Source organism: Streptomyces sp. NBC_00012 (genome assembly GCF_045040875.1).
Classification (GTDB): Bacteria; Actinomycetota; Actinomycetes; order Streptomycetales; family Streptomycetaceae; genus Streptomyces.
The window spans coordinates 317,758-329,235 of sequence record NZ_CP108310.1 but is presented as its reverse complement, the minus strand read 5'-3'; the positions used below and the strand labels follow the sequence as shown (position 1 = coordinate 329,235).

Here is an 11,478-nt window from a genome sequence, read left to right as displayed (position 1 = left end):
TCACCATCCGTTCCTGCTGAAGAGGGCATCGAGATCGTGCAGGGCGGCGGTCGGCCCGAGCCGCGCGGCGACACCGGCGCAGTTGACGACGACCTCGTCCGCGCCCGCCCTGAAGTACGCGGCAAGGGTCTCGTCGATCTCTTCCGGTTCCCCCGCGGCGAGCGCCCCGGCCGTCCGCGCCGCCCGGACCGCCTCCCGGACGGTGTTGCCAAGGGGGACCCCGGCGCGCCGCAGCATGTCGCGGTAGTGCGGGGCTTCCAGATGAGGACTGCTGTCGGCGAGGAGCGTGGTGACGTCCCGGTGCGCCCCCGCCAGGACGGTCGGGACGACGCTGACCACACGTGGCACGGAACGCCCGGCCTGTGCCGCGGCCTCCCGCAGCGCGGGCAGCAGCACGTCCCTCAGGTAGGCCGGGGGCGTCAACCAGGTAAGGGCCACGTCGGCGATCTCCCCGGCGAGCCGGGCCATGCCCGGTCGCAGTACCCCGACCCCCAGCAGCACCGGGGGGCCGGGCAACCGCGGCAGACTTCCGTGGTACGAGAAGTAGGTTCCGCTCAGCTCTGCTTCGCCCCGGGTCAGCAGGGCACGGACCACTGCGAGGTACTCCCTGGTGGCCGTGAGTGGGCTGGGGTAGGGAGCGCCCAGGGTGCCACGCTGGAAGGCGCGTCCCCCGGGGCCGAACACCGCGGTGAAAGGGTGTCCGGAAGCGGCGGCCAGGGTTCGCGCCTCCAGCACGGCCTGGACGGGATGCCGAAGAGCCATGAGGGAGACCCCGGTACCCATCGGCACCCGGACACCAGCCGCGCACAATTGGGCGAAGACCAGGTGCTGCTCCGTGAGCAGCGTCTGCCCCTGCCAGAGCCTGGAGGCGCCCCGCCACTGCGCGAACGCGGCGAACGGAAGGGCCTGTTCGGCTCTGACGGGGGTCAAGGGCAAATAGACGGAGACGCAGTGGTTCATTACTCCACCTAGGTTCGAGCAACGGCGGTTCCCCTGCAGCCCGGGGGCCGGACCGGCGGTCCGGCCCCCGGGAGCGGCAGCGGCCACGGGCAGCCCCGGGCCGCCGCCGATTGTCAGCAATCAGCAGCCCACGTTGATCGTGGCGGTGACCGAGGCGAACGTGAGCTGGCTGGTCATCCAGCAGACGGGGGAGGAGGCCGGCGCCTCTCCCGAGGCGTCCAACTCCAGCTCCGACACGTCCGTGTAGCTCTCGAAACCTCCCATCAGCTGGAGCAGTTCGATGTCGTCCGAGGCAGGAGCCTTGTACTGAGTCGTCATCGTTCTTCCTTCCGGTGGTGTTGGCGGCCCGGGGGCGAGGTCGGTGCAGTGCAGCACCGGTGGGCTCGCAGCGTTTGCAGTGGCCAGTTCAGCGGCCGCGTCATTTGTTCGGCTGACCTGCGCTGGCGACCGAACTTCCAGCGCCCGTCGCCAACGCGGCGGCCTTGAGAGAAGTACGAGCAGTTTCCATACGCATAAGCGATCCCTTCGCTGTCCGTATTCGACTGCTCCCGCACGTTCGGCAGCTGCAGCAAATGCAGCCACCGAACGTTCGTGGTGCCCTGGTGCACATACTTCCCACCGAGCTCAGGGAGGCTCAAGGCCTTTCGGTGCTGACCGAAGTGACTACGCAGCACATACACCCCCTGGCGTGGCCCCAAGAGCGCAGTAGAAGATGACACCTTCAGTCAGCTCCGCAAACGGAGGTCGTCCCATGCTGCGTATCAATTTCACAACTGAGGACCTGGCCCGGACGCGTTTCTTGTCAACATGGGGGCCTCTTGGTGAGACCTTCTTCGCCCTGATGACTTTGCAGCAATCCGGACACAGAGCTCTTTTTGGGGGGTGGCGTCAGATAGTTCATGCCGAGTCTGACGTGCTCAGGCACCCGGCTGCCGCACTCTTCCACGAGGCGTTCTTGGACCTCTTCACGATGACGGGGGCATCGCTGTCGATCGAGGAAGGCATTGACGCCCTCTGGGCGGCTCGGCCCGAGCGCCTTGGTGCCGAGCTCGCCGGGGCGCTCGCAGCCCGGGCCCACTACTCGCGCTGCACGGGCCCCTGGGCGGGGACAGCATGGGGAGACGTCGCTTACGACCGCGCCGACCGTAAACAACTGTTGGCCTACCTCCAGGAAACCCATCGCGCCGCGGTGGCTCCGCACTGGCGGCGCGTCCTGCCACGATTACAGGCAGAGCAGGTGAGTCATGCCCGCAACCTCGCGGAGCACGGAGTCGACGCGATGCTCGCCGGACTGCCGCCCGGATTCCGCTGGAAGTCCCCCACGCTGGAGATCGGCCGGGGCGCACTCACCGGTACCGTGGAACTGCTCGGCCGAGGTTTACTACTGGTCCCCTCCGCCTTCTGCCAGACAAGGCCCATCGCCTACAGCAGCCCGGCGGACGAACAGGCACCCGTCCTGCTGTTCATCCCCGTCATCCGCAACGTCTCCGACGCCGCCACCCTGCTGACAACGCGGGAAAGCGGGCTGGACGAAGCCTTGGCTTCCCTCCTGGGGCGCACGCGGGCCCGCGCCCTCGACGCAGTCGGCGGCGGCCCCTGCACCACCGGGCAATTGGCCGAACGAATCTCCGCATCCTTGCCCACGGCCAGCGAGCAAGCCACCGTGCTACGCCAGGCCGGTCTCATCTCCACCACCCGACACGGCAGCGCCGTCCTGCACACGCTCACCCTGCTCGGCAGCGCGCTGCTCAACGGCCATCACTTTCAGGCTCCCCTCCCCGACCGACCCTCGCGGGCACACACTTCGTAGCTGAATCGGGTCGTCTCCGTCGCATTCGCGACCGTGCGGGCCTGCCCCTCATCGCCTGGCGGCGCCACAGCCCCTACCGCCAGGGGGCCGCGCTGCGTGCGTGAGCAGCAGGCGCCCGTCCGACTGACAAGAACGGCAGTGAGCCATGACCCGTGCACGGTTCCCGGCTCACTCCGCTCACTGCCCCTGGCCGTGTCGTCGCCCCGGCACGACAGCCGCTCCACGCGGGAACCGGTCGGCGGTCACGCGAGCAAAGTGGCGATGCGGAATGCAGAATCAGCCGTCGCTGACACTCGAACCGGAACTCTCGATCTCACGAGCTTCTCCCGACGGGGGCGGCAGACACGTCCGGCGGGCACGCGCCCGTCCAAGTCCCTCGTCGGGGCGGTGGTTACGGGGTGTCCTCCCCCGGACCGCGTTGGTGGCGGTGGTCCCCGATATACACGCGCGGCAGCCCTCCTCGCCGTGCCCCATCGAGGGCCACCCCACCGACGAACAACAACGGATCGACCCGGTCCCCTTTCATGCCGAGGAAACGGATACGCGGCTCAAGGCCCTGGCCGGCTTTCAGGAGAACCCGCGTCTGCACAATCTGAGCGAGCACGCTCTCACTCAGCACCACCGGTACAGTCAGTTCGTGGTGTCCGTTGCCTTAAATGTTGCGATGGCCGAGCACCGGGCCGGTCACCCCCGAAGCACTGAGCGTGGCCCCACACGGACCGGCGGCAGACGATTCCCGCTGTCATCAGCGTTGGCAGGCGGCGCTGGGCAGGGCTGGCCGGGCCACGTGGTCAGGCGTCGTCATCCGAGGAGCGAATCAGGCATACACCGGCCCCTGGCCGGGCGTTCGTTGATCCAAGTTCCACGGACCCGGGTGCGGAGCCGGGTGAAGGTCACGTCCTCGGGTGTGCCTGTTGTCGGCCGCCGGTTGTCACCAGGTGGTGAGGTCGACCGCATGGGCGCAGTGCGGGTCGGTGTCGGGTGTCCAGCGCTCCTTCTCGTGTACGAGCGCGGGAAGTGCGGCGAGCAGGGCGGTCAGTGCGCCGGTGAGGCGTACATCGACCGCGACCGGCCCGTCGGCTTCCTCGACCGCGATGTAGAGCCGCATGCCGTCCTGCTGGTCGAGGAGGAAGCCGCACAGCGGGGGGCTCGGCGGTGTCTCGGTGAACGGCCAGGCCAGAGTCCGCAGCACACGCAGTACCCGGTCCGTGCTTGTCGGCGGGGCGGGCTCGACAGCGGAGGCGTCCACTTGGACCAGGGCCATGCCCATCACGGACGCGTCCGGATGCGGGGGGCCGCCGGCTGCGAGCGTGCGTGTCCAGCCCAGCACCAGCGGGGCGGTGACCGGTTCGTCATCGTCGTCCATCAGCGGCACCTCGTAGGCGACCAGCGCATCCGGTGCCACGGCGTCGCCGGCACCGGTCACGATCCGGACCGCGTCCCGCGTCGGCAGTACCCCGCGCAGGAAAGTCTGGCCGACGAGGGGCACCGCCGTGTAGTCGAGAAGGTAGCGCGTGAGGTACGCCTGCTGCTCGACCGTCTCTCCGCACGGCCCGCTCACTCGTTGATCCAGGCCGGGCACTTGGTGACGCCCTTGCAGTAGGCCGTGACGACGCCGATCTTCTTGCCCTTGCCCGCGTCGTACTCACCGTCGGCCGTGCGGCGGGCGTACTGCACGATGACCACGACCTCGACGAACCGGGCACCGTTGCGGGCGACCCCGTAGTACTCCAGGCGCCCCCCGCTCTTCGCGTCCACCTTCCCGGCCAGAGCCGCGTCGACGACCCGGCACTTCCTGGTGTTGTGCTTGCCGGAGAAATGGTTCCAGCCGAGATCGCCGTTGCCGTACCGAGTGGGGATCACCCGGCCCTCGGGATCGGTCTCTTCGCACTTCGTTTTCTTGTTCCAGTACCGCTGCGCCGCCGACGCGTCGGGCACCGGCCCGGCAACGAGTACGGCACCCACGGCTGCTGCGGCCATGACGCTGATCAGCTTCATGATCCGGACCGTGCCACGCCCCGGCCGGGCATACGCCCTCTTCGCCGGCAGGATCGTTTCCCTGCCCCCGGACGGGTGACTCGGGCCCAGCACACGAATTGACCGGCCAGGAACGGCGATCGCCGCAGCGCCACACCCCGCTGCCCTGATCACCGGCGTCACCGCACCCGCCCGTTCGCCCGCTGGGGCACGGGCTCTTCTCTCCCGTACCGCCTCCCACCCAGCACACCGGCCGGATTCGCGAGTTCGCCGCCGCGCTCTCCCGGTCGTGCCCCGATTGTCTGCCCGGCCTCTCGGCTCCGGCTGCGGATCTGCCTCTTTCGTCCTGCCGCCGTCCGATGTCCGCGCCGCTGCGCCCGCCGTTGCGTCCCTCGTTCTCCGTTGTCCGGCGCTCGTCGTCCCGGGCCCCCGCCGTCTGCCCCGTCCCGTCCTCGTCGCCCGTCCGTGCGCCCGTCGGCGCCGACCAGGTCAACGGCGGGGGCGAGCGCTCGCGTCCTGACGGGCAAGGCCGCCGCGCGCAGGGCCCGCGCTCACCTGTCCTCCTGCGGCCCTTGCCGGAAGCCGGGACGAACACCATTGCCGGGGCACCGGTGATCAGGTGGGGCTGATAAGGGTTGACCAGGTGTCCGGGCCCACGATGCCGTCGCTTGTGAGCTGGTGTTCGGCCTGGAAGTCGGTCACGGCCCGGGTGGTCTCCTGGTCGAAGACTCCGTTCACGCTCACGGGGTGGCTGTGTGCGGTGAGGAGGCGTTGGAGAGCCTGGACCGCGGGGCCTTTGTCACCGTCACGAGCGTTGACGATCAAGGCGTGCCAGGTGTCCGGGCCCACGATGCCGTCGCCGGCGAGGGAGCGGTCGCGCTGGTAGGAGGTCACGTGCGCGGTTGTCGCGGGGCCGAATTCGGCGTCGACGTCGGTGCGGTACCCGTGAGCCGTGAGCAGGAGCTGGATCGCGGCGACGGTCTCGCCTTCTGCGCCGGACTTGACGTCGTGGCCGAAGCCTTGGCCGGGGCGGGGCGGTACGAGGATGCCGCCGTCATCGCCCGGGGCATCACCACCCCCAGCGACCGCGCCCGCGCCCTGGCTTCCGTGGCCAAAGTCCTAGCCGCAGCGCATCAAGGCGGCGCCACCGCGCGGGGGCGAACTTTCCTGGCTGATGCCCTGAATGGCCCTGTATGGAGTCCTGGCATTGCCGATGCAGTGCTGAGCGTGGAGCCTGACTGCACAGCAGCCTTCTTAACTGAAATCGTGACAGGGCGACATGAACGTAATTACACGTAGGCGGCGGAGAGCCGCTGTCGTGCACCTTTCTCACGGTCAGCTGTCCCCCGCCGTGTGAATCCGGCCAATCGCACGCTGCCGACAGCGGTCAAGCACGGTCGGCCGCCATGATGCGCAGGACGTCGTCGGCGAGCAGGGCCGCCGCGCAGGTGCTCGGGATCTCTCAGCGCACGGTGGAGCGGTACGTCTCGGGCAAGCTGAAGCGGCCCCGCCAGGAGCTGCGCGGCCGCCTGGAGCGCGAGGTCAAGAAGTGCTGGCAGCCGCAGATCCGCGCGAGGCGAGGAAGAAGGCAGCGTCCACGGACGGCTTGGTCGTCTCCACCCGTGCCCGCTTCGGGTTCACCGCCGCCTCGGGAACGACCGACGACGCCCGGATCCGCGACATCACCCAGGCCCTGCCACCCGAGTGGGCCGACCAGCTGTTCACCGCCCGCGAGCAGGGCGCCAACGAGCGGCAGCTCCAGCAGATCGCAGCCGACGGCCTCGCCCAGATGTACTTCCGCGCCAACAACTCCCGCGCGCACGGCCTGGGCGTGGAGTTCACCGACGTGGAACACATCCAGATCGACCTGTAGCAGACCCCGCACTCACGTGGCCGGCTGGCTTTGTTCACGACTCGCGAGACGTCGATAAAGCCAATCGGGTGGAGCTGGAAGCGCCTGCGGCGGGGCAGGGGGTCAGGAATCGACGCATTCCCTGTCGGGGCCGCCTGCCGGCAGGAAGCACAGGTGCAGTCTGGTGCGGTCGGGTCCGCCGATCATCAGGGTGAAGCGGTAGGCGTCCGTGTCCGACGTGCTCATGACGACAACGCGACGCGGGCGCGAATCAGGTGTCGAGATCTCGATGGCGTCACCGGTCTCCGCGTGCCAGATCCTGCCCCAGGCGGCGGCGCACACCGGGCTGTACCGGATCTCCACACGCGCGCCGGTCGCGGTGCGGTGCGGTGGGGCAAGGGAGGTCACCCGGCTGGGCAGTCCGCAGAACATCTGGTCGGGGTCTTTCCCGTCGCAGACCTTCCCCTGGCATCCGGGTTCGGGATCGAGCACGGGAGATGCCGGGCTCGCCGGCGGATCGGCGTCCCGGCCGCGCACGGCCGACGCCGTCAGCAGCGCGGCCGTCGCCACGGCGGCCACACCCACCGCGACGGTGAACAGCCACTGCCGTCGAACCCGCCCGGGGCCGGCCGACCCGCTCCCCGGAGCACCCGCGTCGACCGGGGCGAGCGCAGGTGCGGACCGGGCCGCGGGGAGGGTGCGCCGGGCGCGGCCGCTCCATTCGGCGTCCGCCAGTTCCCACAGTGCGAGCAGCCGCCCGGCAGGCTCTCCGGCCATCGTGCACAGGCCGTCGACGGCCTGGCGGGGCACGGGACTCTTGCCGTTGAGATAGCGCTCCCAGGAGGACTTGCTGTACGCCGTGCGCTCGGCCAGCGCCGCCAGGCTCAGTCCAGTGCGGGCCCTCATGTCACGGAGCCCCTCGGCCAGTGCCACGCATTCGGGTGCGGGGCCGGTCACCTGCGCAGCTCCTGCCAGGTGTGGGGGCCCACGACGCCGTCAGCCGGCAGCCCGGCCTTCTTCTGCAGGCGCATCACGGCCGCGATGGTCTGCTGCCCGTAGACCCCGTCGACGATGCCTGGGTTCATTCGGCGATGGCGCAGCAGGCACTGAGCCTCCACCGCGTCCCACCCCGGACCGGCGAGAACGGCAGTGCGCGTCGTGCTGTAACCGGCGTACAGGCCTCCGCTTGCCTCATCGGCCTCACGGACCTTGCAGGGGTAGGACTTGCCTGGCTGGAAGACGTACCGGCCCGGCCCCTGGGCGGTACCGGCCGGAGCACTGCTCGGCACGAGGCCGGTCGCCGCCGACTTCACCTGGGCACCCGTGCCGTCGTCCTCGCCCCAGGGCGCGGCGATCAGCATGCCGGCGCCCATCCCCACGAGGGCGGCGGTCACCACGGCGGCCATAGCGACGGGCTTGCGCACTCTCAGCGGCTGCGCGGCTCCCACCGCCGCGGATCGTTCCTTCGCGTCTGCGGGTCCCGCCGGCTCTGCGCCGGCCTCGGCCGCACGGATGGGCTCGGTTACTTCCTGACCTGGTGCTTCCTGTCGGCTCGCGCCCTTCGCGCCGGCCGCCGGAGGCGGGGTGATCGGCTGCTGCCACGCTTGCTCGGCCACTTCGTGCAGCACCAGCAGCCGGATCGGGTCCGCTCCCGCGGCACGCGCCAGTTCCTCCACCGCACGCCGCGGCGGCAGCGCCTGACCGTTGAGGTAGCGATCCCATGAAGAGCGGCTGTAACCGGTCTTGGCCGCGAGCGAGACCAGGCTCAACCCGCTGCGGTCCTTCAACCTCCGTAACTGCACCACGAGTTGCCGGACTCTCTGGTCCTGAGAATCGGGCAATGCCCTCCAACGCGGCATGATTCCCCCATTTGCCTTCAACAGTCCTCGATGTTCTCACCCCCCTGCCCCATTGGTACACCTCGCGCGGGCCAACGGGGCGCGGACCGACCGCCACACCCGACGCTTTCGGCCAGGACCCGCTAGCGGGCGACGCCCCCAGTAGTACCGTGACCCGCCGGACATCCGAGCAGGCCAGCGCGGGCGACGCCCTCTGCCGTCCCAACGGCCCCCACCTCACCGGCCCGGAACGGGATTGACCAGCGATTCCTGTCGTGCGGACACCGACACGGCGCCGAGCTGAGGGCCACGCGCGATCGAGCTCGCGTCCCGCCGCCACTTCATCCCACGCGGCGTCTCCGCAGGTCACGGCGTACCGCGTCTCGCCATGACACCATCCGGTCGGCCGGCCTCGCGGCGGCGGCGAGAAGGCGAGCAGTCTTGGTGCCGTAAGCCGGGCGGTGCGGTCCACCCCGCGTCGCCCCTCGACCCCACAGGGAAGGACACCCTGACATGAGCGTACGCAAGCGGCTCGCGGCGGCCGGTCTGACGACCGTCCTGAGCATCAGTGGCCTCGGGCTCGCATTCGCACCGTCGGCCTCCGCCCAGGGCGCCTGCACCGGCTGGCGCACCATCCAGGTCAACCACAACGCGGCCGGGCTCAAGTACCGGGAGTGCGACCGTTACAGCGGCTCCAATACGCAGACCAAGGCACAGCTGTACCTCTGGGACAACAAGCACGACGGCAAGGTCGCCCAGGGGTTCACCGCAACGGGCTCGAACCTGAACGGCTCCTGGCACCAGAGCTGGCATCGCTACTACAGCTGGGGCAACGAGAAGCACCACAGCCCGCTGATCGACACGGGCTGGCACAAGGGCCACGACGTGCACGTACTCCTCAAGACCGTGAAGGGCTGACCGTTCGGCGCGTCACACCCATCACCGCGGTGTCACCGCTCCCGGCGGTGACACCGCGGAATCACCCGCGACCACCAGCGAGACTCTCGCAGGGCCGGTAGCCCGCTTGACGGGCGGAGACACGAGGGGGTGGCACTGCTCCCGGGGCCGGCGTCTCCAGGAGAATCGCGTCGAGGCCCGTACCGCTTCCGCCGGTGGGACGGCACAGGTACGGATCGGCTCCGCGGGCTTCCGCACGGTCGAAGACGCGAGTTCGTCATCTGACCGTTGAGGACGAGCAGACGCGAGAGGGGGCCCGGATCCCATCGAATCCCGGCCCCCTCGCGTTCTGCACCCCCAGCCCTCTACCAACGCATCCCGAGTTGATCGAGGTCCGCACGGCGCTGCTCGGCGAGCTTGACAGCGCGTTTGCGGACGTTGTCGAGCCACGTGCCGAGCTTGACCACCACGCCGCCGTCAGCGCCGTCCTGACGGCCTGTCGGGACCGCTTCCGCATCCAGCTGTTCAATGTGCTTCCGGGGCACTCGCAGGTGTCCCTCACGGGCGTGGAACCGCCGTGCCGCCGCGAGGTTGGCCGCCCACTTCGTATCCTGCGTCTGCTTCACCGGCCGCTCGTCCTCCCCGGCCGCCTGGATCCCGAAGGTGTTCTCCAGGATCCACTGCTGCACAGGCAGGAGCTGGTCTCACCCGAACCGCTGCGCACTCACCCAGCGTCCGAGATCTTCGCCCTGGACGACGACGTCGCCCGCAGCCTCGGGGAGGGTTCCGCCGGCCTGGACGTGGTTTGGGCCAGGCGCAAGCAGTGCTGCCACCCGGTGTCCCACACCGGGCACCATCCCGGATCGATCGCGTCCAGCTCATCCCGGCGTTCTTCGGTCATCGCCCCGGCCGCCGACCGGACAGGACGGCCGGCCGGAGCTCCTCGTTCTCCCGCGCCCTACGCGCCGCGGCCCGGGCGTTCTTCGCCCACACCCCAATCGGATGCCCCACACCGCGGTCGTTGGAGGGAGGAAGTGGCCGTGGGCGGTGGCGTACACGCGGGCGATGGCGACCCCGTCCGCCCAGGCCGCCTCCTGCTCCGACCACACCATCCCGAGCTTCTCCAGCTCGGACACCCGCCCGGCCTCCAGCGTCCCGGCCGCGTAGGCGCGGCGCTGGTCGGCGATTCACTGCCCGAGCGGATACCCGCCGACCCCGCCCCAGTCCTCCGGCGTGATGACCGTGTACGGCACCCGCAGCGCACCGTTCCCGGTCTCGCGCAGCTACCGCCCGGCCGACTCGATCCCACGCCGCCAGCAGCGCCCACAGGCCGTGGGACAGATCAAGCGCGCCCACGATCAGCCGGCCGGGCGCCGAGGGGAGCCGCGATTCGGACGGCTTCTGGAAGTACACCGACCGCGGCGTGAGATGGGCCTGCAGACGGCGCGCGTAGAGCGAGAGCGCAGGCTGCCCTTCGTACCAGAACGGGCCCGGCCGGTCCGTGGGCCGCGTCGCGTCCGCGGGCACAGGCGCGCCGAGCGCGATTCGCACCGCCCTGACCAGGAGAGCTCCGGTGTACGCGTCCCGAGGGCGACGTCGCCGCGGGCCCCGGCCTGTCTCGCACGCGAGACACCGGCCCGGCCGCGGCCGGGCTCGACTACGGCCTGTCCCAGCGCGCCCTGATCGCCGCCTCCGCCCGTTCCGGCGACGTCGCGGAGCTGATCACCCGCCGCCTTGCCGCGCTCGCCCACAGCGGCCTGAAGGCCCTCGATGAGCCGACAGTGCGCGCGGTGGTCCGCCAGGCCGTCCGTGACGTCCGCACCGCCCCGCCTCCGCCGCCCGCCGATCCGCCGGCGGAACCTGCGCTCGCCGCGCTGCGCGCCGCCGTCGACGACCTCGCCGCCAGCACGCACGCGATCGGCGAGCTGATGCTCGAAGTCGCGCCGGCCTACCTGTCCGACACCGACGCGGCCGACGTCCTCGCCCTGTTGTGCGAGGAGATCGGCGAGGAACTCGACCACGGCCTCGCCGCCCGCCGCTACGCGATCACGTCCGACCGCCGCGCCCTTCATGGCACCGTCCTCTGAGCTGTTCGCCCTTGTGGGTGGGTGGGGTGGTGTCAGTGGGTTGGGTGTCACCAGGGC

13 protein-coding genes are annotated in these 11,478 nt (G+C 70.3%); 5 read left to right on the top strand and 8 right to left on the bottom strand.

Going from position 1 to position 11,478, the window contains the following annotated elements:
• Both OHA19_RS40710 and OHA19_RS40705 read right to left on the bottom strand, forming a co-directional pair.
• Entirely contained in the window at window positions 1-930 is a 930-nt protein-coding gene (locus tag OHA19_RS40710; RefSeq protein WP_331750221.1) for an LLM class flavin-dependent oxidoreductase, read from the bottom strand.
• Window positions 931-1,080: 150 nt separating this feature from the next.
• Window positions 1,081-1,278, bottom strand: coding sequence for an LxmA leader domain family RiPP (locus tag OHA19_RS40705; RefSeq protein WP_331750223.1), 198 nt, complete (start codon window positions 1,276-1,278; stop codon window positions 1,081-1,083).
• A 433-nt stretch (window positions 1,279-1,711) separates the two neighbouring features.
• Here OHA19_RS40705 and OHA19_RS40700 point away from each other — a divergent pair, with 433 nt between their 5' ends.
• A complete protein-coding gene (locus OHA19_RS40700) occupies window positions 1,712-2,770 on the top strand; it encodes an ArsR/SmtB family transcription factor (protein ID WP_405722727.1) in 1,059 nt (352 codons plus the stop codon).
• A 931-nt stretch (window positions 2,771-3,701) separates the two neighbouring features.
• Here the strand turns inward: OHA19_RS40700 and OHA19_RS40695 are convergent.
• The 3 genes from OHA19_RS40695 to OHA19_RS40685 form a co-directional block, all read right to left on the bottom strand.
• Window positions 3,702-4,331 carry a hypothetical protein gene (locus tag OHA19_RS40695; RefSeq protein ID WP_331754238.1) on the bottom strand — a complete coding sequence of 210 codons (630 nt, stop codon included), beginning with the start codon at window positions 4,329-4,331 and terminating at the stop codon, window positions 3,702-3,704.
• Complete coding sequence (locus OHA19_RS40690; RefSeq protein ID WP_331754235.1) at window positions 4,328-4,768, bottom strand: hypothetical protein; 441 nt, start codon at window positions 4,766-4,768, stop codon at window positions 4,328-4,330. Before OHA19_RS40690 ends, OHA19_RS40695 begins: the two co-directional genes overlap by 4 nt.
• Before the next feature lie 594 nt (window positions 4,769-5,362).
• Window positions 5,363-5,707 carry a peptidoglycan-binding domain-containing protein gene (locus tag OHA19_RS40685; protein WP_331754701.1) on the bottom strand — a complete coding sequence of 115 codons (345 nt, stop codon included), beginning with the start codon at window positions 5,705-5,707 and terminating at the stop codon, window positions 5,363-5,365.
• On the opposite strand from OHA19_RS40685, the gene OHA19_RS40680 reads away from it, so the two are divergent.
• Window positions 5,693-6,046 (top strand): hypothetical protein, encoded by a 354-nt coding sequence (locus OHA19_RS40680; protein ID WP_405753441.1) that lies wholly within the window; start codon window positions 5,693-5,695, stop codon window positions 6,044-6,046. The two genes, OHA19_RS40685 and OHA19_RS40680, sit on opposite strands and share 15 nt — an antisense overlap.
• 250 nt (window positions 6,047-6,296) lie before the next feature.
• A complete protein-coding gene (tpg, locus tag OHA19_RS40675; RefSeq protein ID WP_405722731.1) occupies window positions 6,297-6,620 on the top strand; it encodes a telomere-protecting terminal protein Tpg in 324 nt (107 codons plus the stop codon).
• Window positions 6,621-6,722: 102 nt separating this feature from the next.
• On the opposite strand, the gene OHA19_RS40670 is transcribed toward tpg, so the two are convergent.
• Both OHA19_RS40670 and OHA19_RS40665 read right to left on the bottom strand, forming a co-directional pair.
• Window positions 6,723-7,556 carry a helix-turn-helix domain-containing protein gene (locus tag OHA19_RS40670; RefSeq protein WP_331750233.1) on the bottom strand — a complete coding sequence of 278 codons (834 nt, stop codon included), beginning with the start codon at window positions 7,554-7,556 and terminating at the stop codon, window positions 6,723-6,725.
• Window positions 7,553-8,458 carry a helix-turn-helix domain-containing protein gene (locus OHA19_RS40665; RefSeq protein WP_331750234.1) on the bottom strand — a complete coding sequence of 302 codons (906 nt, stop codon included), beginning with the start codon at window positions 8,456-8,458 and terminating at the stop codon, window positions 7,553-7,555. The genes OHA19_RS40670 and OHA19_RS40665 overlap by 4 nt, the downstream gene beginning before the upstream one ends.
• Before the next feature lie 492 nt (window positions 8,459-8,950).
• On the opposite strand from OHA19_RS40665, the gene OHA19_RS40660 reads away from it, so the two are divergent.
• The gene (locus tag OHA19_RS40660; RefSeq protein ID WP_331750236.1) at window positions 8,951-9,355 is read left to right on the top strand and encodes a hypothetical protein; all 405 of its coding nucleotides are present in this window, start codon (window positions 8,951-8,953) and stop codon (window positions 9,353-9,355) included.
• Between the two features lie 344 nt (window positions 9,356-9,699).
• On the opposite strand, the gene OHA19_RS40655 is transcribed toward OHA19_RS40660, so the two are convergent.
• A complete protein-coding gene (locus tag OHA19_RS40655) occupies window positions 9,700-10,023 on the bottom strand; it encodes a helicase associated domain-containing protein (RefSeq protein ID WP_331754228.1) in 324 nt (107 codons plus the stop codon).
• A gap of 1,101 nt (window positions 10,024-11,124) precedes the next feature.
• Here OHA19_RS40655 and OHA19_RS40650 point away from each other — a divergent pair.
• Window positions 11,125-11,421 carry a hypothetical protein gene (locus OHA19_RS40650; RefSeq protein ID WP_405722854.1) on the top strand — a complete coding sequence of 99 codons (297 nt, stop codon included), beginning with the start codon at window positions 11,125-11,127 and terminating at the stop codon, window positions 11,419-11,421.
• Window positions 11,422-11,478: the final 57 nt, after the last annotated feature.